At 60.0% G+C, this 25,257-nt stretch carries 27 protein-coding genes; 10 read left to right on the top strand and 17 right to left on the bottom strand.

All coding sequences use genetic code 11. From position 1 onward, the window contains the following. Positions 1–523, top strand: a 523-nt coding sequence (locus tag ACE04A_RS06920; protein ID WP_485819902.1) for an integrase core domain-containing protein, incomplete at its 5' end; no start/stop codon positions are given. Between the two features lie 28 nt (positions 524–551). Here the strand turns inward: ACE04A_RS06920 and ACE04A_RS06915 are convergent. The 6 genes from ACE04A_RS06915 to ACE04A_RS06890 all read right to left on the bottom strand — a co-directional run bounded on the left by ACE04A_RS06915 (position 552) and on the right by ACE04A_RS06890 (position 7,812). Continuing rightward, on the bottom strand, positions 552–1,958 hold the full coding sequence (locus tag ACE04A_RS06915; RefSeq protein WP_448716115.1) for an ATP-binding protein: 1,407 nt from the start codon (positions 1,956–1,958) through the stop codon (positions 552–554). A gap of 839 nt (positions 1,959–2,797) precedes the next feature. Further along, the gene (locus ACE04A_RS06910; protein ID WP_448716132.1) at positions 2,798–3,133 is read right to left on the bottom strand and encodes an HNH endonuclease; all 336 of its coding nucleotides are present in this window, start codon (positions 3,131–3,133) and stop codon (positions 2,798–2,800) included. Positions 3,134–3,854: 721 nt separating this feature from the next. Next, on the bottom strand, positions 3,855–4,961 hold the full coding sequence (locus tag ACE04A_RS06905; protein ID WP_448716114.1) for a hypothetical protein: 1,107 nt from the start codon (positions 4,959–4,961) through the stop codon (positions 3,855–3,857). A gap of 46 nt (positions 4,962–5,007) precedes the next feature. Continuing rightward, complete coding sequence (locus ACE04A_RS06900) at positions 5,008–5,883, bottom strand: hypothetical protein (protein ID WP_448716113.1); 876 nt, start codon at positions 5,881–5,883, stop codon at positions 5,008–5,010. A 511-nt stretch (positions 5,884–6,394) separates the two neighbouring features. Continuing rightward, the gene (locus ACE04A_RS06895) at positions 6,395–7,183 is read right to left on the bottom strand and encodes an IclR family transcriptional regulator (RefSeq protein ID WP_448716112.1); all 789 of its coding nucleotides are present in this window, start codon (positions 7,181–7,183) and stop codon (positions 6,395–6,397) included. Further along, positions 7,180–7,812, bottom strand: coding sequence for a flavin reductase family protein (locus ACE04A_RS06890; RefSeq protein WP_046807937.1), 633 nt, complete (start codon positions 7,810–7,812; stop codon positions 7,180–7,182). Before ACE04A_RS06890 ends, ACE04A_RS06895 begins: the two co-directional genes overlap by 4 nt. A 248-nt stretch (positions 7,813–8,060) precedes the next feature. Between ACE04A_RS06890 and ACE04A_RS06885 the strand changes: the two genes are divergently transcribed. The 8 genes from ACE04A_RS06885 (at position 8,061) to ACE04A_RS06850 (ending at position 14,717) form a co-directional block, all read left to right on the top strand. Beyond that, positions 8,061–9,029 (top strand): Bug family tripartite tricarboxylate transporter substrate binding protein, encoded by a 969-nt coding sequence (locus tag ACE04A_RS06885; protein ID WP_448716111.1) that lies wholly within the window; start codon positions 8,061–8,063, stop codon positions 9,027–9,029. A gap of 136 nt (positions 9,030–9,165) precedes the next feature. After that, entirely contained in the window at positions 9,166–9,546 is a 381-nt protein-coding gene (locus ACE04A_RS06880; RefSeq protein ID WP_485819975.1) for a RidA family protein, read from the top strand. A 42-nt stretch (positions 9,547–9,588) separates the two neighbouring features. Further along, positions 9,589–10,536 (top strand): amidohydrolase family protein, encoded by a 948-nt coding sequence (locus ACE04A_RS06875; RefSeq protein ID WP_448716109.1) that lies wholly within the window; start codon positions 9,589–9,591, stop codon positions 10,534–10,536. Next, on the top strand, positions 10,533–11,402 hold the full coding sequence (locus tag ACE04A_RS06870) for a fumarylacetoacetate hydrolase family protein (RefSeq protein ID WP_448716108.1): 870 nt from the start codon (positions 10,533–10,535) through the stop codon (positions 11,400–11,402). The genes ACE04A_RS06875 and ACE04A_RS06870 overlap by 4 nt, the downstream gene beginning before the upstream one ends. A 13-nt stretch (positions 11,403–11,415) precedes the next feature. Continuing rightward, positions 11,416–12,198 carry a 2-oxo-hept-4-ene-1,7-dioate hydratase gene (gene hpaH, locus ACE04A_RS06865; protein ID WP_448716107.1) on the top strand — a complete coding sequence of 261 codons (783 nt, stop codon included), beginning with the start codon at positions 11,416–11,418 and terminating at the stop codon, positions 12,196–12,198. Positions 12,199–12,208: 10 nt separating this feature from the next. After that, positions 12,209–12,976: an aldolase/citrate lyase family protein gene (locus tag ACE04A_RS06860; RefSeq protein WP_448716106.1), complete on the top strand. Its 768-nt coding sequence runs from the start codon at positions 12,209–12,211 to the stop codon at positions 12,974–12,976. A 187-nt stretch (positions 12,977–13,163) separates the two neighbouring features. Continuing rightward, positions 13,164–13,952: a DUF899 domain-containing protein gene (locus ACE04A_RS06855; RefSeq protein WP_485819974.1), complete on the top strand. Its 789-nt coding sequence runs from the start codon at positions 13,164–13,166 to the stop codon at positions 13,950–13,952. 192 nt (positions 13,953–14,144) lie between these two features. After that, positions 14,145–14,717: a cysteine hydrolase family protein gene (locus ACE04A_RS06850; protein WP_448716104.1), complete on the top strand. Its 573-nt coding sequence runs from the start codon at positions 14,145–14,147 to the stop codon at positions 14,715–14,717. Between the two features lie 8 nt (positions 14,718–14,725). Here the strand turns inward: ACE04A_RS06850 and ACE04A_RS06845 are convergent, their stop codons facing one another. The 3 genes from ACE04A_RS06845 to ACE04A_RS06835 form a co-directional block, all read right to left on the bottom strand. After that, positions 14,726–15,109: a hypothetical protein gene (locus ACE04A_RS06845; RefSeq protein WP_448716103.1), complete on the bottom strand. Its 384-nt coding sequence runs from the start codon at positions 15,107–15,109 to the stop codon at positions 14,726–14,728. Between the two features lie 153 nt (positions 15,110–15,262). Continuing rightward, a complete protein-coding gene (locus tag ACE04A_RS06840; protein WP_391432194.1) occupies positions 15,263–15,421 on the bottom strand; it encodes a hypothetical protein in 159 nt (52 codons plus the stop codon). A 320-nt stretch (positions 15,422–15,741) separates the two neighbouring features. Next, on the bottom strand, positions 15,742–16,542 hold the full coding sequence (locus ACE04A_RS06835) for a hypothetical protein (protein ID WP_448716102.1): 801 nt from the start codon (positions 16,540–16,542) through the stop codon (positions 15,742–15,744). A 214-nt stretch (positions 16,543–16,756) separates the two neighbouring features. Between ACE04A_RS06835 and ACE04A_RS06830 the strand changes: the two genes are divergently transcribed. After that, positions 16,757–17,095: a hypothetical protein gene (locus ACE04A_RS06830; RefSeq protein ID WP_448716101.1), complete on the top strand. Its 339-nt coding sequence runs from the start codon at positions 16,757–16,759 to the stop codon at positions 17,093–17,095. A gap of 52 nt (positions 17,096–17,147) precedes the next feature. On the opposite strand, the gene ACE04A_RS06825 is transcribed toward ACE04A_RS06830, so the two are convergent. The 8 genes from ACE04A_RS06825 to ACE04A_RS06790 all read right to left on the bottom strand — a co-directional run bounded on the left by ACE04A_RS06825 (position 17,148) and on the right by ACE04A_RS06790 (position 25,249). After that, a complete protein-coding gene (locus tag ACE04A_RS06825) occupies positions 17,148–17,789 on the bottom strand; it encodes a GntR family transcriptional regulator (protein WP_438857860.1) in 642 nt (213 codons plus the stop codon). Positions 17,790–17,897: 108 nt separating this feature from the next. Next, the gene (locus tag ACE04A_RS06820) at positions 17,898–18,710 is read right to left on the bottom strand and encodes an HpcH/HpaI aldolase/citrate lyase family protein (protein WP_448716100.1); all 813 of its coding nucleotides are present in this window, start codon (positions 18,708–18,710) and stop codon (positions 17,898–17,900) included. 7 nt (positions 18,711–18,717) lie between these two features. After that, entirely contained in the window at positions 18,718–19,299 is a 582-nt protein-coding gene (locus ACE04A_RS06815; protein ID WP_448716099.1) for a cysteine hydrolase family protein, read from the bottom strand. Positions 19,300–19,368: 69 nt separating this feature from the next. Continuing rightward, a complete protein-coding gene (locus ACE04A_RS06810; RefSeq protein WP_448716098.1) occupies positions 19,369–20,634 on the bottom strand; it encodes a CaiB/BaiF CoA transferase family protein in 1,266 nt (421 codons plus the stop codon). Continuing rightward, on the bottom strand, positions 20,631–21,797 hold the full coding sequence (locus ACE04A_RS06805; RefSeq protein ID WP_485819973.1) for a CaiB/BaiF CoA transferase family protein: 1,167 nt from the start codon (positions 21,795–21,797) through the stop codon (positions 20,631–20,633). Before ACE04A_RS06805 ends, ACE04A_RS06810 begins: the two co-directional genes overlap by 4 nt. A gap of 88 nt (positions 21,798–21,885) precedes the next feature. Continuing rightward, complete coding sequence (locus ACE04A_RS06800) at positions 21,886–23,088, bottom strand: FAS1-like dehydratase domain-containing protein (RefSeq protein ID WP_259246531.1); 1,203 nt, start codon at positions 23,086–23,088, stop codon at positions 21,886–21,888. A gap of 104 nt (positions 23,089–23,192) precedes the next feature. Further along, entirely contained in the window at positions 23,193–24,110 is a 918-nt protein-coding gene (locus ACE04A_RS06795; protein ID WP_485819972.1) for a Bug family tripartite tricarboxylate transporter substrate binding protein, read from the bottom strand. Between the two features lie 200 nt (positions 24,111–24,310). Continuing rightward, positions 24,311–25,249, bottom strand: coding sequence for an SMP-30/gluconolactonase/LRE family protein (locus tag ACE04A_RS06790; RefSeq protein WP_448716095.1), 939 nt, complete (start codon positions 25,247–25,249; stop codon positions 24,311–24,313). Between the last annotated feature and the right edge of the window lie 8 nt (positions 25,250–25,257).

Here is a 25,257-nt window from a genome sequence, read left to right as displayed (position 1 = left end):
GGCCGTCGCGCGCAGCGATCAACGCTGGTGTTCTGACGGTTTTGAATTCCGATGCGACAACGGTGAACCGCTGCGGGTGACGTTTGCGCTGGACTGTTGCGATCGCGAAGCGTTGAGCTGGGCGGCCACCACTGCGGGGCACAGCGGCGACATCGTCCGCGATGTGATGCTGGCCGCCGTTGAAAACCGCTTCGGTGGCACGTTGAAACCGCCTCACCCCATTGAGTGGCTAACCGACAACGGCTCGGGCTACATCGCCGAAAAAACGCGTTCGTTCGCCACCGAGATCGGCCTGCATCCATTGACCACGCCCGTGTGCAGCCCGCAGAGCAACGGAATGGCCGAGAGCTTCGTAAAGACCATGAAGCGCGATTATGTTGCCTTCATGCCCAAGCCCGATGCCAATACTGCCGCACATAACTTGGCTCTGGCCTTCGAGCACTACAACGAATCGCATCCACACAGTGCGTTGAAGTATCGTTCTCCCCGAGAGTTCCGGCGTCTCGCCGTTTTATCAACTTAACGGTGAAGTGGTGTCCGGCGATACAGGGTCAAATCCAATTGCGCACGTCCGTGCGATTGTCCAATTGGTCGCTGACGCGGCGGAAATACCGAATTGGGGAAAACCCGCGCTCATAGAGGATGTGCGGGGAATGCGTGGTGATGACGAGCTGCGTGTGAAAAAACGTAGCGTGGTCGTTGGTATCCTCAAGCAGGCGCAAAACGTTCCTGATGAAGACCTGCTGAATCTGCGCGTGCAGATGAGCCTCAGGCTCTTCAATGAAGATCAAATGCAGCGGTGCCCGCTTGTCTTCCTCCGCTTTCCACTGCTCGTGTAGATCGAGCAGTTCAACCACCATGTAGACCAGATTCTTGAAGCCCAGGCCGTTGTAGCTGTCGGGCAGCTGAGCGGTGGCTGCGCCCGGAATCACGTAGTGGACCTTGGCGTCTTGCCCCAGGACCGTGGTCGGGTCCAAGGCCGCCCGAATGACGATCTCGGGATTGTTCAAGCCTGGATAGCCGAGCTTGGCTAGGCGCTTGAGGGTGTCACTGAAGACTTCCTCCAGGTGGAAGTTCAGTTCTCTCTCTGATGTGTCGAGCGCTTTGAGAGCCGCATGGTCGTCGCCACGCTTCTCCAGGTTGCGGTGATAGAAACGGCTGAGGCGTCGCGAAAGGCTCTCGGCGCGATCTGAGCTGGCAGCATCCGGGTCATCGAGGTGCCGCTGCGCGCGCAAGAAGTCCACCCTCACCAGCGACTTGAGAATGGTCGCTCCAGCCGGCTCCTTGCCTAGCGGCTGCGGCTCGTAGTCGGCTGCCGCCTGATAGTCAACAAAGGCCCTCTCATCGAGCACATAGTAGCGGAAGGTATATTCCTTGCTCAGTTCCTTGGCAAGGTACTTAGTCAAGCTTTCTGGCCAGGGTCTGTACTCGCTGGCCTCGGATTTCGCCTCAACCTCATTTCCCCCTTCCACCTCGGCAGCAGGCTCACTGCCTGCTTTGCGCTGTGCCGCCAGCGCATTCGCCACGTCGTTGGCTTTCTCATGCAGTTCATGGAACCGCTGAACGAGTTCGTAGGCATCGCGAGGCTCAAACGCCACACGAATCCCGACGCACTTGCCATCCCACTCAGTGCTCGGAAGCAGTGACATTGCGGTAGCGAGATCATCTTCACCGACACGGAACCAGAGATCTAAGAGGATGGATGGCAATCTCTTGGCCGCTTCCACATCCCCTGGATCCGATCTTCCGATGGCGTCGATTTCGGCCCACAGCGCTGCACTGAAGTCAAAGAGTTCGAACTTCTTCGCATCGCCCCGGAGCATGGAATACAGCCCTTGGACTGCGGACGTCTTCCCGCTGTTGTTGGCGCCGACGAAGATAGATATCTCGTCATCGAGCTCGATGACAACGTCGCGCAGTCGGCGGTAGTTCTGCAGTCGATAAGCCTGTAGCTTCATGATGACCTTCCTCAAAAGGTTGCCGGGAGGCTTGGTGTTGAGCTCGCTGGCTGGCAGCACTCCTTCTAGCGTTCGCGCTCTCCTCCCCTCCGAAAGATGACATTTTGCTACAAAATCCAACACCGTGCTGCTTATGTCGAGACTGCACGTCATGTCGATTCGCCGGCGGTAGCAAAAGCGTGCAAAGGTGTCAGACGTACACCTTTATTCGGACACTTTTATTGACGGCAGTTGTGCCAGCAAAGTAGATCAAAAAAAATATAGGTTTCAGACTACACAGGCCGCGATTGTGGGAACGCGCCTTATTACGCCATTTCCTCTAATTCAGCCCCGGCCCTTCTGCCGAAGTGGATGCACAGATATCTGACGATCTGCTGGGGCAAGGATTGAACCGAAAGCAAACGTCTAGCGGACTCCGCATTGAAAGGATTCCAGGTGGAAAACGCTAATTCAGCCTGCATGCGTTTTGCCCCTGTTAGATTTTCCAACCATTCTGCCAACTCATGTCTGAAATATTCCATCTATCCGATATTGAAGAGCCAGCACATAAATCTATTGACACTCTATAGATCAAAGATCCTTCCTTGATAATCCAAAATATGGTCTTAGGCTGCAATGGACAGCCTCTAGTCTAATTAATTTCAGCCTGAAAAATGACGCGAAACACGAACGAATTAGGGCTATATACAAAAGTCTTTTTCAGATTAGTTCTCTAATCTAAGGTATTTGGTCAAAGCAGAACGTTCCGGTCGGCGGATTTTACCCGAAGCAGTAAATTGGTATGCGCGATGAGTGAACCACAGCCTCCTCTTCGCAAGCCACTAAGTCGGGCAAGTTGTTCACCATAGATCACAACGCGTATGCATAAGATTATTCGAGAAATATACGGCACGGTGTAGCGCTGCCTTTCGGTCAGTTGCAAACTTTACTATCGAAGGCTCATATCCATAATGTAGTCCTGCCAAGCGGTACAGCTCAGGACTAATTTCATCCCGATAGCTTTGATTGCATGCTTCACATAAGGTGACCATGTTTCGACTACTCGTTTCCCCGCCGGCAGAAAAGGGAATTACATGCTGGAGAGTTAGCGCATTTTGACTTCCGCACGCTAGGCAGCGACCGCCATCTCGATCTAAGATTTTTTTCTTTGCAAAGCCTCGAAAACTCCGTTTCATGACGCTTGGTGCGGCAATTTCAATATCCGTAAACGCTCCCAATGCAGTGCCGATGCACTTATGCTGTTTCAACCAACTCTGCATGCAAGATCTAGCAAAAGAAGGCTCTACCACTGCCCACCCATGCATGTAAATCCAACTTTTATAGGAATCTTCAGAGTCGATAAATCGAAATGACTGTCCGAGTTCCTTGAGCGCTATCGAGAAACGATTCACATCCACTTGGGATGGCACTCTAATTTCATATCTATCGTCAGAAGATGATATTCCATGAGTGAATGTACTGAAGTATGCGTAGCCTCCGCAAACCTGTCGGAGATCAAAGGCGTAAGCCATAAAATAACCTGTGGAAAAATAATTACTTAACTTGAACGAGAGAAGATAATAAAGATGCCAACCAACAAAATCTAATAGTTAAGGTGTTCGACGGCAACGCTGCCATCCACTTACTGAGACATCGCAATATCGCAGTCTGACACCATTTTTATTCTTCACTTCCATAAAATTGTCAGACCGCAATGCCGCAGTGGAAAAAGGTAAACTTGCAATCTAACTTTGAATTCCATTTACCTCGCCGTGCTTACGGCTGCGCGTTGCATCGACACATTATTCCAACCAGACTTCAGAAACAGCACCCAAGTGCAGACACTATGATTCAAGCACTAAATTGAAGAAAGGGATCCCCCTACGACCTTGGTTGCAGAACTGCAGTCTTACTCCCTTATTTCTTTTCAAGCCCTGCCACTTGTGAGGCAGCGGTCAAAAGCTGTTCGCTTGGGGTGATCGTAAGTTGATGGCTTTCATAAATCCGCCCAGGTGGATTCGCTATAGTTGCTAAAGTGTCTCCGCATAGTTTTGCCAACGGTGAACTCTCGGTTGTTGAGCTCGCTATATCTGCCATCTGTTTCTGGAACCCTTGAAATGAAGCGGCAATCGCTGCTTTATATCCATAATCTTCCTCAAGTCGTTTAGCCAATGCGGCTTCCCTGCTAGCGTGCATGGCGAGCCATATTAGTGCGCCAGCTATTGGCAGCCGCGCCAACCACAGTCGGCCCAACTCTCCCCAAGAAAGCTGGATGCCCGTACTATAAATATTCCAAAGACCCGACACCGCAAGTACAACCAAAAGAGCAATTGAAGTAACGAACAACCCTTGCCACCGCCCTCCTGGCTTTAAAAACGTTTTACGCCGAGTGTCAAACGCGTGTGCCAAGCCTGCAGCAGTAGCGCCAGGTAAAAGACTCGTAATAGTGGCCAACTGCGCTTTAGATCGAGCCTCAAGGTCAGCTAGCTTTTTTTCGTACGCCGCTAATATTTTCTCGGTATTTTCCGCCTTGTCTGCGAGCGATTTGCTTGTAGCAGAGGCCGCCGCTGCTTCATCACGCGAAGCCAGGGCTGCATCGGTCGCCGCATTCATTTCCACCGCACGTTGCTGAATTTCAGCAGCCACCAATCCCACGCTGTCGGCTGCACTTTGACCGCGTTGTCTATGGCCTTCAATTTCCGTCGCCTGCTGAGTCGCAGCGGTCAGAATGCGATCCAACTCCGCGCGAACGGAATCCGCATGCTCCTGAGCGCTCTGTATATGAGCTGATTTGGCGGCTATAACCGCCTGCTCATCAACTATTTGAGTTTTCGCTGCGAGCGCTGAACTTGCGATACTCTGAATATCATCAATCTTAGCCTCTGCCGTACTGACGATTTCTCGGCATCGCATATACGAAGACTCAACTTCCGCAAGCTTACCCTCAAATTTTTCGATCAGCTGATTTACACGAACAAGCGCATTGCTATCCTCATGGCCCATCGGCTCGAAACCTTCCGACATATCACGCCCCCTATTAGTTTGAAATAATCGCCACTAGTTTTGGTATTCAATCAGGAGCTTTATTATCTTTTTCGAATAATTTTCTTTCTTCTATTAACTTTTTCAACTTTGTGGCTGACAGACCGCTCATGCGCACAGATATCCCTTCCATAGGCTCAATCCTGACGTCTCCAGAAATCGGATCAAAGAGGATAATATTTTTATCTGTCGATGCGACATGTCGCCCCTCAGCGACAAAGATATCGTCCTTCCATAGCGACAAGCATGTCGTCACTTTGACTTTGCTCGAATTTACAGATTCCGACTCCGGCAGCTTTTCCCGCAATCTCTCATCTCGATTACTGAGCGGCACGCAATAGTCTGCGGAGACTATCCACGAATGAAAGTATCGGGCGGCCAATTCATGCCCAATTAACGGAAAAATTGCAAAGGTGGTTGATAGAACAGTCAAAACAGCAACGATGAGCCATGGAGCGGTGGCGCAGGCCAAAAATGGAAGCAGGTAGAGCTTCTCTTGAAAAAGCCAACGACCAACCCGGCCCAGAAACTTGACAGGCCCACTCTGACTTATTCCACGAGCTCGCCTACTGCGTCGGCCTAGTCCGTTCCCACGAACTTTGCAAAACCTATATCCCAGAAGAAGCGCCGACAGAACAATTCCAGCGCCGGTCATCTGCAATACAAGATCTTTAAATTTTTCCGATTCAAGGAAAGGATCTAGAAAATCTATCCATCCTCCAATCGCGTGACTGGACAGGTTTAATATCCCAATAGGCGAGTTATACGTAAGCTCTCTTGGAATACCGAACGTGGTTTCGATAGCAATAGCGGCACCATACCCAAGCAAAGAAAGAGTTACCCCCCCTGCTAAAACAAATACGGGAAGAGCAACGATCAGTAAACGCACGACCTTGGCTGGCACTATTCAATCCTCACCTTATGAACACCAAATTCAACATGCTGACTAGCCAGCTGTCTCGAATAGAAGTGTCCGACTGCAATTCAGCCAACCACTCACTGAAAAATCACGAAGTTGCAGTCCGACACCTCATTTTTTGCGACACCTTATTTTCTAAACGACGCACCAAACACTTTCTGAATCGCGATCAAGCCCACCATATTTAGTGCAAGGTACACAGTAATCGTAATGACCGCTTGCAGAAGGCCATAAAGGATCATCATTTCCCTTCCTTTCAATCAAGAGTGCCGCGGTCGTTCATACCTTCAATCAAATCCTGAAATGCGATCCAGTATTTGCCAGAAGCGACATTTGCTATTGAAAATTGTCGTCGGGGGCCAACGTAAGTTTGAGAACGGAGGTTTAGGTCGACGGCAAAATTCCAAATGTTACTTTAGTTACTGAATTTACTCTATGAAAAAAATAACTCGGATGAGCCAATTACATAGATTCCATATTCAGGAGCTGAGGTTCGTCACCTCCCCTCCACCCTTCCCCACCTCCCCGCAATCCCCCCCGCCGCCGCCTTCATCCTCTCCACCACCATCCCAAACCTCTCCACCCCCAACCTCTCCGCCATCGCCGTCACCGTAATCGCCCCCAGCGCCACCCCTCCCTCCGTCAACACCGGCACCGCCACCGCACTAGTCCCCGGCATTAACCCCATTGCCGCATGCGCAATCCCCTCCCTCCGCGCCACCTCAACCCGCGCAATCACATCCTCTACCCGCTCCCCCATCACCTCCAGCCTTGCCGCATTCCCCCGCACCAACTCCACACTCTCCTCCCTCCCCAAACTCGCCAACAACGCCACGCCCGACACCCCCACGCCCAACGGCCGTCTAACCCCCACCTCAATCGACAGCACCTGTATCGGATGCCTGCCCGTCCGCCGCCCAATACATATCGAATCGTGCCCATGTCGAATACTCAAAAACACCGTATCCCCGACCTGATCGGCCAGCTCGCTCATATACGGGTCTGCCAGCGTCAGCAGCGGAAAGCGCCTTGTCCGCGCCAACCCCAGCAAACTGATCTCTTGCCCAATCAAATACCGTCGCGTTTCTGAATCCTGTTCAACCGCGCCCTCTTGCACCAGCGTCTTCAGCAAGCGATGCACGGTGGGCCGATTCAAGCCGGACATGCGTTCCAGATCCACCAGCCGCACGCCGCGCTCTTGTCCGCAGGCAATCAGGCGCAGCAGCGCCAAGGCTCTGCGTACCGTTTGCGCGCCGGATGCGCTTTTATCTTCTGATTCGCTCACGTGGCCTCCGGTTTGATAATGGATTTTGGCGTTTGCTGAATACCGCGCTTGGTGACGATGGGGCCTAGCGATGCGTAGTTGGGGCCGCCAATGCGGCAGATGGGGCGTAGTAATGCCGTATCGATCTTGCCGTCTTGCAGCAGGCCATCGCGTATATGGAACATCACCACTTCCCCCACGAAGAACTCGGCGCCGGTGTCGCCAAACGGGGTGACGCTATGAAAGCGGCATTCCAGGCTGATGGGTGCGGCGGCAAGTCTGGGGGTGTCGATGACGGCGCCGGGAAGCACGCTTAAGCCCAGCACGTCGACTTCGCTGATTTCGGGCGGGTGTTCTTGGGCGCTGTCGTGCAGGGGATCAAGCAGGGTTTCGTCACCGACGTTGACGACGAAGTGGCGGTTGGCCAGGATGTTTTCGGCGGTGTCTTTGCGTTTGCCGGCTTTGCGGCCGATGTTGACGCCGATCATGGGGGGTTTGTTTGAGACGAAGGTGTAGCAGCTGAACGGCGCCAGGTTGACGCCGCCGTGGGCGTTGACGCTGCTGATCCAGGCGATGGGCCGGGGCACGACGATGCCGCTCATCAGGCGGTAGGTTTGTTCGGGGTTCAGGTCGCTGGCGGGAAAGTGCATGATGGGTGTGGCTCCGTAGTCCGGATATTGAACATTCAACAATGAATAAAACCGCGTGCGCAATAGGCGCCCAGGGTAATTCTGCGGCGAAACGCGGTCATGCCAAAAGCCGCCCGCAAAGCAACCTGCCAAAAGAGTCCAACATCCGGAACTTTTCTTGAAATTCGGATTGTTCAGCGGCACGGGAATTTCTAGAGTGTCGTCAAACACAACAAACAAAACGTGATGACACGACCAGGAGACAAACCATGCATCGCAATACCCTTCGCGCCTGCGCCACGGTGGCGCTGACCGTTCTGACTTCCATGGCGCACGCCGCGTGGCCCGAGAAACCCGTGAAGATCGTGGTGCCCTATCCGCCGGGCGGCAATGTGGATGTGGCGGCGCGGCTGATTGCGCCGGGTTTGCAGGCGGCGTTTGGGCAGCCGTTTATCGTCGAGAACAAGCCGGGTGCGGGCGGCATGATTGCCGGCGAGCAGGTGGCGCGGTCCGAGCCCGATGGCTACACATTGTTCATGGCGGCGAACGGGCCGCTGCTGTTCTCGCCGCTGATTTTCAAGCGGGATGCGTACAAGTGGGACCGGGACTTTGCGCCGATCAGTTCGGTGTCGTACACGCCGCTGGTGTTGCAGGTGAAGCCGAGCGTGCCGGCGAAGACGCTGGCTGAATTGCTGGCGCTGGCGAAGAAAGAGCCGGGCAAGCTCAACATGGCGTCTCCGGGTGCGGGGACCACGAATCATCTGGTCAGCGAGCTGTTGCAGTCGTTGACGGGCGCGCGTTGGACGACGGCGCAATACAAGGGCAACGCGCCGGCCACGACCGATCTGCTGGGCGGGCAAGTGGATTTCAACTTTGATCAGATTTCGGTGGCGCTGCCGTATGTGAAGGAAGGCCGCTTGCGCGCGTTGGCGGTGACGACGGCCAAGCGCGTGCCGTCGATGCCGGACGTGCCGACGTTTGCGGAAGCGGGTGTGCAGGGCATGGAGGCCGCCACGTTTACCGGGCTGCTTGCGCCCAAGGGCACGCCGCCGGCTGTGCTGAAACAGTTGAGCGAGGCACTTACCAAGATCCTGGCGCAGCCGACGATTATCAAGCGATTTGATGACCTGGGTGCCGAGGCGCGCGGTAGTACGCCCGAGGAATTCACGCGCTATCTGGCTTCGGAAGACGCGCGCTGGACGCCGATCATCAAGCGTGCGGGCATCACGGCGAACTAAGGCCAGACCACCGCCACCGGACCGCAGCCTGGCCTGACGCGCCAGCAGCCACGCCCTGACAACCGAACGCACCGCGGCCTTGCCTGGTCATGGCCGCGATGCCGCCCCACCCCCTTCTTTCCACACGGAACCCGCCATGAGCAGACGCAGCATTTACGCCGAAGGCTTCAGCCACAAGAATCCCATTCCGGCCGCGTGCCGGATTGGGCCCATGCTGTATTCGGGCAGCATCCAAGGCACCGACCCCGCCACGGGCGCGTACGGCGCGACGTTGGAGCGCCAGTGCGAACTGATGTTCGACCACGTGCGGCGCATTGTGGAAGCGGGCGGCGGCACGCTGGATCACGTCGCGAAGATGACGGTGTGGATGCGCGACCGCAGCCAGCGCGCGGCGCTGAATGCGGTGTGGTTAAAAGCGTTTCCGGATGCGGAGAACCGCCCGGCGCGGCACACAATGCAGGCCGGTCTGGATGGCGACAAGCTGATCGAGTGCGATTTTGTAGCCGTGATCGGGTAAGGGAGACAGACGATGACTCAAAGCCAAATGACTCAAAGCCAAATGAATCAAAGCCAAAGTTCGCAGAAGCAAGCCGTGCAGAATCCAGCGTCGCAGAAGCAAGCGCCGCAACATTCCCCCTCGCAGTACCAACCCTTTAATCCCCGCCCCACTGCGCCCGCTACTCGCCTGCCGGCTAAGGCCTGCGATAGCCAGTTTCACGTATTCGGCTCCGCAGACCGTTACCCGGTTCGCCCCGGCGCGGCGTACGAGATGCCCAGCGCCACCATCGAGACCGCGCTGGGCTTGCACCGCCTGCTGGGCATCGAGCGCGGCGTGATCGTGCAGGCCACCACCTACGGGGCGGATCACCAGGTGGTGCTGGACGGCCTGGCCGCCGCCGGCCCGTCGTATCGCGGTTGCGCGAATGCGGTGGTGCTGGCCGAGCGTGACGACGCCTACATACAAAAGCTGCACGATGCAGGCGTGCGCGGCGCGCGGTTCACGCGCCAGGGCTTGGGCATCAGCATGGCGCCGGCTGTGTTTGACCGCGCCATTGCGCGCATTCGTGAACTGGGTTGGTACGCCAAGTTTCAGCCGGAGCCCGACGGCATGATGGCGCAGGCGGCGCAGTTTGAACGGCTGGATATTCCGGTGCTGCTGGATCACATGGGGCGTGCCGATCCCACTGCGGGCGCGGCGGACCCAACTCGGCAGTTGTTGGAGTCATTGCTACGTCGCGGCAACTTCTGGGTGATGTTGTCGCTGACGGAGAAGATCTCTCGCACCGGCCCCCCTTGGGACGACGTGACGCCGCTTGCGCAAGCGCTGATCGCCGCCAACCCTGACCGCGTGGTGTGGGGCAGCGACTGGCCGCATCCCGTCTCCACCAAACCCACGCCCGACGAGGGCCAGTTGGTGGACCAGTTGGCGCGTTATGCGGGCGACGCCGCGACGCTTAAGAAAATCCTGGTGGACAACCCCGCTCGCTTGTTTGGATTCGACGAATGAAACTGCTGACTTATACGCATCAAGGCCGCACGCACTTTGGTGCGCTGCGCGGCCAGGACCAGATTGTGGCCTTGGATGGACATGGCCATGGTTATGACAGCCTGCGCGCTGCGCTGGAAGCCGATGCCCTGCCCGCGCTGGCCAAATTGGCGGACTCGCTTACCCCCACGCACAAGCTGAACGAGGTGCGGCTGTTGCCGCCAATTCCTTCGCCAGAAAAAATCATCTGCGTCGGCGTGAACTACGGCAAGCGCAACGAGGAATATAAAGACGGCAGCGCGCCGCCTGCCTACCCCAGCGTGTTCCCGCGCTTTCCCGGTTCGTTCGTGGGCCATGGTGAACCCTTGCTGCGCCCGCCAGAATCCGAGCAGCTGGATTACGAAGGCGAGATCGCCATCATCATCGGCAAGGCCGGACGCCGCATTGCCGCCGAGGACGCCTGGAGCCACGTCGCGGGCCTGACCTGCCTGAACGAAGGCACGGTGCGCGACTGGATCAAGCACGGCAAGTTCAACGTAACGCAGGGCAAGAACTTTGACGCCAGCGGGTCCATGGGGCCGTGGATGGTGACGGCGGAAGAGTTCGACCCCGCCGCGCCGTTGACGGTGACCACGCGCGTCAACGGCGAGCTGCGCCAACAAGACGCTACCGACAACCTGATGTTTCCGTTCGCGGAACTGATCCGCTACATCTCCATCTGGACCACGCTGAAGCCCGGCGACGTGATTTCCACCGGCACCCCCATCGGCGCGGGCGTGCGGTTTACGCCGCCGCGCTTCTTGAAGCCGGGCGATGTGGTTGAAGTCGAAGTTGCCGGCATCGGCGTGTTGTCCAACCCCGTGGCCGATGAAGCCGCCGCGCACTGATCAGGAGCCCTTCATGCTTAACGACGAAGACCGCGCCCGCGCGGCCAGCCTGCTGCTTGAAGCCGAGTGCAGCGGCGTGCCCACCACGCAGCTTGACCAGGCGTTTCCCGGCATCGAGATTGCGGATGCGTATGCCATCCAGCAACGCAATATCGACCAGAAGATTGCCGACGGCGCTAAACTGCGCGGCCATAAGATTGGCCTGACGTCCAAGGCCATGCAAAGCACCGTGGGCATTGACGAGCCCGACTACGGCCATTTGCTGGACACGATGTTCTATCAGGATGGGCAGACCATTCCCACCGACAAGCTGATCGTGCCGCGCGTGGAAGTCGAGCTGGCTTTCGTGCTGGGCAAGCCGCTGCAAGGCCCTGACGTCAGCCTGTTCGACGTGCTGGATGCCACGGATTACGTGGTGCCCGCGCTGGAACTAATTGACGGCCGCAGCAAGTATCCGCGCCGCATCGTGGACAACATTGCCGATAACGCGGCCTGCGCCGGCATTGTGCTGGGCGGGCGGCCGGTGCGGCCGATGGATATTGATCTGCGCTGGGTTGGCGCCCTGCTGCTTAAAAATGGCGTGATCGAGGAATCCGGCGTGTCGGCGGCGGTGCTTGGGCATCCGGCGTTGGGTATTGCGTGGTTGGCGAACAAGCTTGCGCAGCACGACGCCGGGCTGGAAGCCGGGCACATCGTGCTGGCGGGGTCCTTCACACGCACCGTCGCTGTCAAACGCGGCGATACGCTGCATGCGGACTACGGCAAGCTGGGCAGCATCTCGGTGCATTTTTCATAAGGCGGCGCGCATGGAACTTCCCATCAATACGTTTAAACGCGCACTGCGTGAACAGCGCCATCAAACCGGGCTGTGGGTCACGCTTGGGGCTGCGAACAGCACCGAACTGGTGGCGGCCAGCGGCTTCGATTGGCTGCTGCTGGATACCGAGCACACGCCCGTGGTGCTGCCGACGGTAATGGCGCAGTTGCAGGCGGCTGGCGCGTATAAGAGCCATCCGGTAGTGCGCCCGTCTTGGAATGACAAGGTGCAGATCAAGCAGTATCTGGATATCGGCGCGCAGACCTTGTTGCTGCCGTATGTGCAGAACGCGGACGAGGCGCAAAGCGCGGTGGCCGGTATGCGCTATGCGCCGCGCGGCGTGCGGGGCGTCAGCGGAACCATGCGCGCGACGCGGTATGGACGCGTGCCGGACTATATGCGCCGGTGCGAAGAGGAATTGTGTTTGCTGGTGCAGGCAGAGACTGGCGAAGCGCTGGAGAATCTGGACGCCATGATTGCGGTGGATGGGGTCGATGGGGTGTTTATAGGCCCCGCGGATCTGGCCGCCAGCCTGGGGTACCCGGGCGAGCCGCAGCATCCGAAGGTGGTGGCCGAGGTGGAAAGCGCCATCAAGCGCATACGCGCGGCGGGCAAGGCGCCGGGGGTATTGACGGGGGATGAGACGTTGGCGCGGCGGTATATCGAGGCGGGCAGTTTGTTTACGGCAGTGGGCGTGGACGCGGCGATCTTGGTGCGGTATTGCGATCAGTTGGCGGCGCGGTTCGCACAGGTTTGACGGCTTTCGCTAGACGCTAGACGCGCGGCCATGGCGGCTTATGCCACGGAAATAACGCCACGTTTGTTACTCCCGGACCTCGGCATGTGGTGCAACACTATCCGTAAGCACCCTTACACGGCGGGCTGTCATGCATCCCGCCGTTCATCCTAGCCAAGAAGGAATCACCACTGGAGGTATCACCGCCATGACCGCTGCCACTGAACCCACGGGCCGCATGCAGACGCCCCCCGTCGTCTCCGCCGACGAATGGGAAGCCGCGCGCCAGCAGCTCCTGCTGAAAGAAAAAGCCCAAACCCGCGCCCGCGACGCCCTGGCCGCCGAGCGCCGCCGCATGCCCTGGACGCCTGTCGACAAGGCATACACGTTCGACGGCCCGAACGGCAAGCTGACGCTGCGCGACCTGTTCGACAATCGCCGCCAGCTCATCATCTATCGCGCCTTCTTTGAACCCGGCGTCTACGGCTGGCCCGAGCACGCGTGCCGAGGCTGTTCCATGGTGGCCGATCAAGTGGCGCACCTGGCCCACTTGAATGCGCGCGACACCACGCTGGTCTTTGTTTCGCGCGCCCCGCAAGCCGACATCGCCCGCTTGAAAGCCAGCATGGGCTGGACGATGCCGTGGTTCACGATCACTGACTGCTTCGACGCGGATTTTGGCGTGGATGAATGGCATGGAACGAACGTGTTCTTTCGTGATGGCGGTCGCATTTTCCGCACGTACTTTTTGAATAATCGTGGCGACGAGCAGATGGGCGGCACGTGGAACTACCTGGACATCACGCCGTTGGGCCGGCAGGAAGCCTGGGAGGATTCGCCTGATGGGTATCCACAGACGCCGGCGTACACCTGGTGGAACTGGCACGACAGTTATGTGGCGGATGCGCCGCCGGATCACGAGTGGGTCGAAGTGTCCGAGGCCGCAGACAAGGCGCTCATGGAGCAATGCTGCAACAAGGGTAAGCCAGCGGCATAGCCGCAGCGCGTTACTTGGCAAGGGCGTTCAGCGTGAAGCAGGGACGCCCTTCACTTTTTATGCAGTCGGACTGCAACATTCCGATCGGCTCGTGCTAAAAAATGCAGTCTGGTTCCGAACCAGAATGTCGATGACAACAATATCGAAACGATGTGGCGCGGTTAGGCTGACGCGCGTAGGGATCTGGAGAAAATGAGCACCATGAACACCCTCGTGCCCGCCCGCAGCGCGTTGCTGGTCATGCATTATCAGACCGACATCATCAACCTGTTCCCCTCGGTAGCGCCCACCTTGCTAGCGAACACGCGCACGCTTTGCGACGCGGCACGGCGCCAAGGGATCAGGGTTTACTTCGCGCAGATTCGGTTCAGCCCCGGCTATCCCGAGGTCAGTCCGTTAAATAAAAACGGGCAAGGCATCAAACAACTTGGTCTGTTCATCGACGATCAGATTTCGCCGGAATTGGGCCGGCAGCCTGACGAGCCGATCATCATCGCCCATCGCGCCAGCGTGTTTTTTGGTACGGACCTTGAATTGCGACTGTCGGCCCAAGGCATCGATACGCTGCTGATGGTGGGCATTGCGTCCACCGGCGTCATGCTGTCGTCGATCGCGCATGCGAGCGATGCGGACTACCGATTATTTACCGTTAAAGACTGCTGCTACGACCCGGATTCGATTGTGCACGAGCACCTGTTTTCCACGGCGTTCGCGTCGCGCACCACCGTGCTGTCGCTTGCCGACGCGCTGGCATTGCTGGCGTAGCGTGCTGATCACTTGGCCGGCGCAAATATCACCTTGACCGGGTTATCAGCCTTGTACGAAGCGGAACGAGGCCCGGACTTCGGATCAAATCCGGGATGCCATGCCCGGAGCTCCGCCTCCGAGAGCCATTCCAGTTGCAGTTGATCGTCGGGCGAATACGACTGAAACTGCGCCAAGGCATTCACCGCAGACTGGCAGTTTTCTGATACGCCGGACTTCAGGACCGAGACCTGGGTTTGCCCGGTCGATGACATGGAGCCCGGCTGCGCGCATTGGCGGACTTCAACGTGGTATTGGCCCTGGGGCGAAGGCAGATCCACAATGATTTTGTTTGGGCCGCATCCCGTCAAGAGCGCGGTCGATAAAGCCAGCAGTAGGAAACTTTTTATCATCGAGCTATCTTCAGCCTATCAATGGATTCAGACTGCAATTAACACGGCCGAAATTGCAGTCTGACACTTTTATCCGATCCAATGGCAGCCCCTTACCGCGCCAATCGGGAAGCGCGTTCAGCGCGCCGAGTACGCCTTCGCCCACGTTGACTTTTATTGTGAGGAAGCGCGCTCCCGCTCGAGCGCAGCACGAACTGTCTTCAAACGATTATGAATGGAGATGCGTTGTATCGCCGCTGACGCAGGGATGTCCTCCAGCATTTTCTCCAACTCTCGAATTTCTGAAGCGAGGAATTCATCGCGCTTGATCATGGCTCGACTCCTGGATCGACCTTCGCTTGGACTAGCACTTGAACGGCAACGAAATCCGTTCTGCTTTGGGCCACATCAAAAGGTCAAATTGCTGTTCGATACGAACAGCAATCATAGACCGTCGACACCCAAAAACACCCGCAATAACCGCCCATAAAGACCGTGAAAGAGTCCTACTTTTAGCGTCACGCCCAACTTCACCGAAATCGAAACTGCCGTCCCGTCTCCCCCCCGTTCAGCACATTACACGTACAAACTTCTTGCCAGTTATCTCGGCAATTGAACGCCGCAATGACCGCAGCGCTTCTCCCCGCCGACCATCACAAATGCCGATGGCTACACACCATCGCCTGGCCGGTCAATTCGCCAATCAGCCTGGCGATGCCGCGCGCGCTTTCTTCATCCAGCCATTCCATGCGCACCATCCGAAATCCCATTGCCAGGCTATAGCGCCAGTCCAGTTCCAGGATGCGGTAGGCACAACCATTTGCCTCGCTATGCCATTGCGCAGCCGGGTCCTCATACGCCGCGCCGATGAAATCCACGTGCGAATCAAATGGCGGTAGCGATTCCAAAGGTTCGTCGGAACCGGGCAGGCATGGTACGGACAGGTTTTCACCAACCGCGACGTTGGGGTTCGGGCCGTTGAATGCCAGCAGCATTAACGGAAAATTCCTGGGGTCTGCGTCATAGGCCTCGCGGGTCTCGGCGCTTAGGTAGGGGCGCGCGGCGGGGCCAAGGCAGTATTGCGGGCTGTGCCAGTCGCTGTTTTCGTAATCGTCGTATAGCGGGTCAGGCGTAATGCCATGTTGCGCCAGCAGGCTCAGCGTTTCTTCGATGGTTGCGTCGTGCCGAATCGGCAGGTTGGCGGGCAGATGGCCGGCCTGCACGTATCTCGCAAGCAAGTCGCCAGGTGTGCCCACGGGTTCCGGGTTTTGATATGAGCCTTCATTCAGGCCGGCCACGCCAAACCCCAGGTTGATGATGGCGCGATACGGAACTTGCCGGCCACGCGGCTCAAGCACGTACCCGCCTTTCAGCAGTTGCGCTTCCAGGGCCTGCCAATCGGGCGGCGGCAGGTGAAAATCGCGTGGGCAAATGAATTGGTGGTGTTCAGACATGGGGGATGCGCTTGGCGAATTCCGGGGTTAACGGTTTGCAATTCGTGGGCAAACCTCGAAAGTCTAAATGAAAAATTCCAGGTGAACGATATCGCCCTGTCCGCCTAAACTTGCCGACATGAGTAAATCGTCATCACCCTCGTCCGATCTCTTCGCGCCGCCTCGCAAGCGCTCCCCTGCCCGCGTGAATTCGCTGTCATGGATTCTGGAGCCCATGGAACGTGACGCCGCTTACCAACGTCGCAAGATGTTCGGCTGCGATGCGGCGTATCTGGATGAGTCGCTGTATCTGGTGGTTGCTGACCGTGAACCGCCCTGGAACGGGGTCATGGTGTGTACATCGCGCGAGCACCATGCGGCGTTGATGGCGGAGGTGCCCGGGCTGTTGGTGCATCCGGAGTTGGGTAAATGGCTGTACCTGCCGCAGACCGACGAAGCGTTTGAGTCCCGCGCCGCTACGTTGGTAAGACTGGCATTGGATCGGGACCCGCGCATGGGGGTAGCGCCCAAGCCGAAAGCCTCGCGGCGCAAGTCGTGGCGTGCTGCTGACTAGGCTGCTGACCCGGTGACCGACCAAGCCGCTGACTGCGTCGACGACAACGCCACTAATCAGCCGCCCCGCTCAGCGACTTCAACACCGTCCACCCCGACTCAATATGCTTGCGCATCGCCAGCATTGCCGCTGACGCATCGCCCGAGGCGAACGCTTGCAGGATCTCTTCATGTTCCCGCACCGCATCCTGGCCGCGATTCGACGCGGAATTGATCAAATCAAACGGGTAACGCGCCCATAGGATCTGCACGAAGTGCAAGGTTTGCGGCAACTGCGCAATGTCGTAGAGCTGGCGGTGGAAGCGGTAATTGATGCCGCGCGCAATGGCGCGGTCGCCGGTTTCGAAGGCTTTGGCGAAGTCATTGGCCAGCACGCGCAGTTCGGTGATGTCTTGCGTGGTGATTCGTTCGACGGCGGCGCGCACCAATTGGGATTCCAGCAACAAACGCAGTTGCAGGATTTCGGCGGATGCGCCGGCATCGAACGGTACGACGCGTGCGCCTCGGTAGGAATCCCCGCTGATATAGCCTTCGGCTTCCAGCAGCTTGAGCGCCTCGCGCACCGGCGTGATGCTGAGCTTCAGTTGTTCTGCGATCTCGGCCTGCTTCAAGCGTGACCCGCGCGGAAATACGCCCGAGATAATGCGCTCTCGCAAGTAATCCGCGACTTGTTCCTCTTTCGTACGGTATTCCATTTATTAAGCCTGAGTGGCCCGGACTTGCCGGTTAAACCTTGGATTAAACCCGCCTGGGTAAAACCCTGATTACAGGCCGCGAAGCCCCTATGGGGCAGATTCTAACCGTTAAGCCATGGCGGCACCCTGGGATTCCGCGGCGATACGGCGGGCGCGTTCGACGACGGGTTTGTCGATCATTTTTCCGTCCAGGGCGGTGGCGGCGCCATTGCTGGCGTCGAAGGCGGCCAGCACTCGCCGGGCCCAGGCTTGTTCGTCGGCGGTGGGTAAATAGGCGGCATTGACGGCGGCGACCTGGCGGGGGTGGATGCACAGCTTGCCGCCGAACCCAAGCTGCCGCGCGCGCCGAGCATCGGCCAGCATCTGGTCGGGGTCGTTGAATTCCAGGCTGACGCCATCGATGGGCGGCGCCAGATCGGCATGCCGGGAGGCCAGCACGATGTCGGTGCGGATGGCGGTCATGGCGTCGGCCTCGTCGGCGATGCCGCTGTCCACGGCGAAATCCACGCTGCCAAAGGCGATGCGCTCAACGCCTGCCTGCCGCGCGACGGCGTGCAGGTCCATATAGCCGCGCACGGTTTCCAGCAAGGCGATGATGGGCCTGCCCGGCAAGGCCAGCAAGGTGTGCGCCACGGTGTGGGCGTCGGCCTTGGGCAGCATGATGCCCACGCCGGGCGCGGCGCGCACGGCTTGCAGATCATCCTGATACCAGTCGGTGTCAGCGGCGTTGATGCGGACGATGGCCTGGCCGCCTTGGGCCAGCCAGGCGGCCGCGTCGATGCGCGCTTGTGCCTTGGCGGCGGGCGCGACGGCGTCTTCCAGGTCCAGGATGACCGCGTGCGCCCCACTGGACGCGGCGCGGGCGTAACGGTCCGGGCGGTCGCCCGGTACAAACAACAGGCTGCGCGGGGGAGCGTTCACAGGCGCCTCATTCGAAAACCACATCTTTGGAATTGGTGAGTCTGCAGAAGCGTTGCAGGCTTTTGATGGCGTTGTCGTGCTCTTCGGTGCTGAGGCCGCAGCAGCAGTCTTCCAGCACCACCATGTCGTAGTCGCGGTCATGCCCGTCGCGCACGGTGGCCTGCACGACGGCGTTGGTGGAGATGCCCGAGCAGTAGATCCGCTTGATGCCATGCGCGCGCAAGACGGCTTCCAACGTGGTGCTGTAGAAGGGGCTGACGCGGTGTTTGATGATGTCAAAGTCGCCCGGCTGTTGCCCCAGGTCGGGATGCACCTGCGTGCCCCACTCGCCCAGCTTGAAGATGCCGTTCTTGCGCGCGCCCGAGAAGATGGGGGAATGGGGCGGGCATTCGCGGTAGTCGGGCGAAAAGCCCACGCGCACGAAACCGATATGCAGGCCGGCGGCGCGGGCCTTGTCCAGTGCGTGGCGGGTGTTTTCCAAGATGGCGCGGCTGCGCACCTGCTCTCCGTAGGCGGCGCGCCCGTTCGGTCCGTCGGCGTGGACCAGATCGTTTTCCATGTCCAGCACTAGGTAGATGGCTTCCTTCATTGATGACTCCTTTAAATCAGGGGTGTTTGTTCATGCTGCGTTGAATGGCGCAAAAAAGGTGGGGACTCGTTAAAGAATGACCTCGCGCCTTTCCAGGTCGGCGCGCTGCTGTGCACCAAGCCCCAGCAGCTCTCCGAAAACATAATCCTCGTCCTGGCCCAGGGCGGGGGTCAAGCGCCGGATGCCGACCTGGTCCGCCCCGCTGAAGCGGGCGGGTGCGCCAACCGCCAAACGGGCGGGGATGTCTGGCGCCTGCACGGTGGTGACGGCGCCGCGCGCGCTCAGGTGCGGGTCCGACGCCACGTCCTGCATCGTCCACGAGACGTGGGCGCATACGCCGGCTTGCTGCAAGCGTTCGGCGGTGGCGTCCGCATCACAGGTCGACAACCACCGCGTCAACATGTCGTCCAGTTCCTGGCTGTGCTGCCGACGTAACGCGGCCGTGGCGTAGCGGGCATATCCAGCACCGTTGCCGCTACTGTTGGTGCTGCTATTGCCCTCGCCCTGCCCCAACGTGCGTACCAATGCCTGCCATTCGGCGTCGTTGCGGATGGCCAGTGTCAGCCAGCGGTCGGGCTGCGATGTGGGATACACGCCATGCGGCGCCATGTCCAGGTCCGCATTGCCCGGGCGTTCGGGGGTGATGCCCAGGCTGGCCAGCACCAGCGCGTCGCCGATCATGGCGGATGCCACCTCGCGCGCGGCCAGGTCCACATGTTGCGCCTGGCCGGTGCGGCGCCGCTGGTGCAAAGCGGCAAGGGTGGCAAGCGCCGCATGCACGCCGGCCGCGTGGTCCATGACGTGGCGCATTTCTACGGGCGGGCCGTCGCGGTATCCGCTCATCCACCCCAAGCCGCCCCAAGCGCCAAAGAGCGGTGCGTAGCCTGCAAAGTGCGAGTCGGGGCCGCTTTGGCCGCAGGACGACAGGGACAGCAAGACCAGGTCGGGCTTGGCCTCGCGCAGCGCCTCAAAGCTCAGCCCCAGGCGCTGCATCACGCCCGGGCGGAAGCTTTCGGCGGCCACTTCCGATAGCGCAACGATGCGCTTGGCCAGCGCCACGGCTTCGGGCTGCTTCAGGTTCAGGCGCACCGACAGCTTGTTGGCCGACACCTGATCAAACGTGGCGGCCGACATGCGGCCATAGACCGCATGCGGCTTGCGAAACGCATCGGGCCGGGTGGCGCTTTCTATCTTGATGCACTCGGCGCCCAGTTGGGACAGCAGGTGCGTGCAGAACGGGCCAGCTGCGTGAATGGTGAAGTCCGCGATGCGCACGCCGGCCAGCGGCGCACGCAGGCGATCGGTCTGCGGGGAACGTGCCTGGGCCTGACTCATGCGGTGGCCTCCTGTGCCATCTCGTTCAAGGCGGGCACGGCGCCCGCGCGCGGCAATGGGGTATAGCGAAACTGAAACGGGGCGACCAAGATCTCGGCCTCGCGGCCACTGGCCAATACGGCGGGCGCAAAGAGACCGCGTGCGCGTTCCTGTTCGCCTTGGATCACTTCAGCGGGCAAGCGGTATTTGGCGGCGGGAACGCCCAATTCCTGCGCGCGCCGGACGATGTCTTCGACCGTGTGGCGCGCCATCCATTCACGGATATGGCCATTGATTTCATCGCCACGGCGGCTGCGCTCCAGGGGGTCGCGCAGGCCCGGGTCCGCTGCCCAGGCTGGTTGGCTCAGTAGATCCACCAACGATCGCCACTGGCGGTCTTCCAGCGTCAGCAATTCGATGTAGCCGTCTTGCGCTTCAAACACGCCGCCGTAGCGGAAGCGGCGGCTTGCGCGGTGTTCCAGCGACCCGTCGCCCAGGCGTTGCAAGGCAAACGCGCCCACGGAGAGGACCGCGTCTTGCACCGACACATCCACGTATTGGCCGCCGCCGGACGGCACGGCCCACCAGGCCGACAGCGCGCATAGCGCGGCCATCGCGCCGCCCTGGTAGCCGCCGAAGTGGCCGTAGATTTTCAAGGGTGGCCGATCCGGGAACAGCTCGTGCGACAAGCCGTTGGGCAGCAGGAAGCCTTCGCCGCCCGCGTGCAGCAGATTGACCTCTTCGCCGTCCCAATCGGCTTTTGGCCCGGTTGCGCCAAACGGCAGCACGCTGACGTGGACCAGGTCGGGCCAGTCGCGGGAGATCTGCTCGGGCGACAAGCCCTGTGACGCGCGCGCTTGCGCGGGCGTGTCGTCGATGAGGATGTCTGCCCCCGCCAGTTCGCGCGCCAGCAATTCGCGGCCTTCGGCCTGCGTCAAATCGGCTTCCAGGCTGCGCTTGCCCACGGCCAGATAGGCGAACAGCGCACTCTCATCGCTGTCGTCGATCAGCGGCGGCGCCTGCCGCAGCCGCGACCCGCCGGGCGGTTCCAGCATGACGACTTGCGCACCCATCACGGCAAGCATCCGTCCGGCATAGGCGGCCGCGACCGTGTTCGAGCGCTCCAGGACCCGGCAGCCGGACAAGGGCAGCGTGGTGGTGTGTTGCGGTTCGTAGGACTGCATAAGGGCTGTCTCGCAAGGTTACGGCCGCGGACCAGTGAAGGAATCACCGGTCCACGGGTCACGGTTCAACGGGTCACGGGTGAACGGATCAACGGGTCACGGGCAATTCAAGGTCCACGCCGGAGCCATCCAGGAAGGCCGGCAGGCGCACGTCGCGCGACGGCAGCGCCACGGTGGCGATCCCCGGCGTGGTCAGTTCGCCGCGCTGGTTTTCGGCGGCCAGTTCAATGTCGACCAGGCCGACGTTGTCCTTGACGTACTTACGCAGCACCTTGCCCTTGCAGAACGTGGTGTCGCCCATGATGTTGAAGCGCCGCATTTCGGTGCGCACGCGCTTGATGACCCCGGCGTCGCCCATCCAGTTGGTCACCAGCGAGCACATCCACGACGAGCGTTGCGGGCCGTAGTCATAGGTGCCCGGCACGCCCACTTCCTTCGCGACCGATTCGCGGTGATGGCCGATGCCGGTGTATTCCACGCCGCCGCCCGCTTCCGGATTGCGGAAGAAATGGCCCGGGTGCTTCACCGCCGCCTGCAACACCACGCCGTGCGTGTGGCCGCGTCCGCATCCAACCAGGAAACCCATCGTGTCCATCAGCGACAAGGGGCCGCGCGCAATCGTGGGCAGTTCTTCGCCTTCCTGCACTTCTTCCCAATAGCGCACGTTGGCGCCACGGATGTTCTTCGGCTCGTCCAGCACCATCTGGTCGATGCGGTCGCGCTCTTCGTCGGCGTATTCGTGCTGGACGATTTCCTTGTACTTGCCGGTGTCGCGTGCCGCCTTGCGTTCGTGGCGCGTGCACGTGCCCAGGGCGCGGGCAACCAGTTCGCCGCGCTGGTTGTAGTAGCTGGCCTCGACGTACTGCAGCACCAGGCGGCCCGAGAACTTGCTTTCTTTTTCCTCGACGCCCACCACCCGTTCAATGGCGGTGATGCGATCGCCCGGGCGCACGTGGCGGAACAGTTCCCAGTCGTTGCCGGCATAGAAGCCGTGCACGCCTGGCAGGCCCCAGCGGGTGCGGCCCAACCAGCCGAATGCCATCGGGAACATCGGGTGGCCCAGCAAGGTGCCGTAGCGGGTGCCCGCCGCGTAACCCGCGTCGCGGTACAGCGGGTTCAGGTCGCCAATACCGTTGCACCAGTTGCGCAAGGTGTCGGCCGTGGCGTCTTGCAGGTACGGCCCTTCGGGGCGCAGGTGCAAGCCGATCATGGCGCGCGCGGCGGCGATGGCTTCGTCGGTGATCAGGCCTTCGGCGGGGGCGTTGCCGACATCGGATTGGGGAAGGTTCATGACATTGCTCACGGTTGCGACTCCTTTACCTATCGCTAGAATGCAGAATGCATTCTTCAAGTACGTAAAAAAAGGGGTTGATAAGACGGGGGTTATTCAAAGGTTCATTCAATGCGGATGCCAGCAGCCTTGATGATGGCGCCCCACTTCTGGCGTTCATCGTTGACGAATGCATCCAATTGCGCGGGCGGCATCACCAAGGGTTCGACGCCGATGTCCAGCATCTTGCGGCGCATCTCGGGTTGCTCCAGCACCAGACGGATCTGTTCGCTCATTTGCCGGATGATCGGCGTGGGTGTGCCGCGCGGGGCGAACAAGGCGTCCCAGGCCACAACGTCGAAGCCGGGCACGCCCTGCTCGGACACGGGCTGCACGCCGGGCAGCATGTCGCTAGCCTTCAGCGACGTGATGCCCACGGCGCGCAATTTGCCGCTGGCCAGATGCGGACGCGCGGCGGTAACGGTGTCAATCACCAGCGGGATCTGCCCGCCCATCGCGTCGGTCAATGATTGGCTTGAGGCCTTGTACTTCACCGCGAAAAGCGGCGCTTGCGCCGATTTCACGAACTCCGCGAACACCACCTGCGCCGTGGTGCTGGGCAAGCCGACGTTCAGCGTGTCGGGTCGGGCGCGAGCGCGCTGGATCAGTTCGCCCACGCTATTGGCGGGCAGGTCGGCGGCGGACGTGCAGATCACCATGGGCAGCAAGCCGATCATGGCCACGCCCGTAAAGTCGGCGGTGGGGTCGTAGCCCTGGTTGGCGTACAGGAATTCGTTGGCCGCGTTGGTGGCGTTGGTGCCTAGCAAGAAGGTGTAGCCGTCGTTGGCGGCGCGGGCGGCGGCGGCCGACCCGATGTTGCCGCCCGCCCCTGCGCGGTTCTCGACCACGATGGGTTGATTCAAGCGCTTGGCCAGGTCTTGCGACAACAGGCGCGCCAGCACGTCGGCGCCCTGCCCCGGCGCATACGGCACGATGATGCGGATGGGCTTGTCGGGCCAGCTTGCGGCCAACGCGGCGGGCATGCTTGCCACGGCTGCCAAGGCGCAAATGCCGGTGATTGCCGTGCGCAGCAAGGTGCGGCGACTACTAGCGGTATCGGACGTTGTGCGACAGGTTGCATGGGTCGTTGCGCGCGGAGTCGCATGGGCCGTTGCGCGAGAAGTCGCGCGGGAACTCGGGCGGGATGTCATCAAGGCGTCCTTTGTGTCCAGGGTCATGGGAATCAGCCGTTCAGCGCCAGGCCGGCTCGCGGCCAGCGTGCGGCAAAGAGTTGGCCGTGGCCCGACAGCGTGATGTACGCCGTGCGCCGGTCGCTGCCGCCAAAGCAGATATTGGTGCAATAGCCTTCGGGCGCTTCGTGGAATTCCAGCGCTTCGCCATCAGCGGAAAACACGCTGATGCCGCCCCGCACCAAGGTGGCCACGCAGACATTGCCGCCCTCTTCCACCGCCAGGGAATCAAAGCGCTGAAAGCCGGGCAAGCCGTGCACCAGTTGCCCGCCGTTGGGTGACGGCCAGGCCGCCAGTTGCAAGTGGCCAGGCGCCGACGCAGCGTCGGGAATGGGGTACGACCACAGCCGGCTGGTCTCGGTTTCGGACACATACAGCCGGCTGCCGTCCGGCGACAGGCCCACGCCGTTGGGCGTCAGCACGGGATGCGCGGCACGGCGGATGGCGCTGCCATCAAGCCGCGCGTAATACACGGCGCCGCGCAGCATCTTGTCTTCGAAGGTCTTGCCAAAGTCCGTGAACCAGAAGCCGCCATGCGCATCGAAGACGATGTCGTTGGGGCCATGCAGCGGCGTGCCGTCGCAGTGGGTGTATAGCGTCTGGACCGCGCCGGTGGCGATGTCCACACGCTGGATGCTGCCACCGTCGTAATCGGCAGCGGGGCCGGTGGGCCGCGTGAACCCATCATCGGTGCGCCAACTGAAACCGCCGTTGTTGCAGACATAGCAGTGCCCGTCCGGCCCCAGCGCCGCACCGTTGGGGCCGCCGCCCAGGTCTGCCACCTTGCGCAATTCGCCATTAGGCGACACGCGAGTCAGCCGCCCGCCCGCGATCTCAACGACCAGCACGCTGCCGTCCGGCATCGCAACCGGCCCTTCGGGAAACGCCAGCCCGGTCGCCATGACTTCGCCTTGCAGCTTCAGTTGCTTCATGCCTGTGT

The organism is Achromobacter colocynthidis, assembly GCF_057334535.1.
This window is presented reverse-complemented; position numbering and strand designations above follow the sequence as displayed.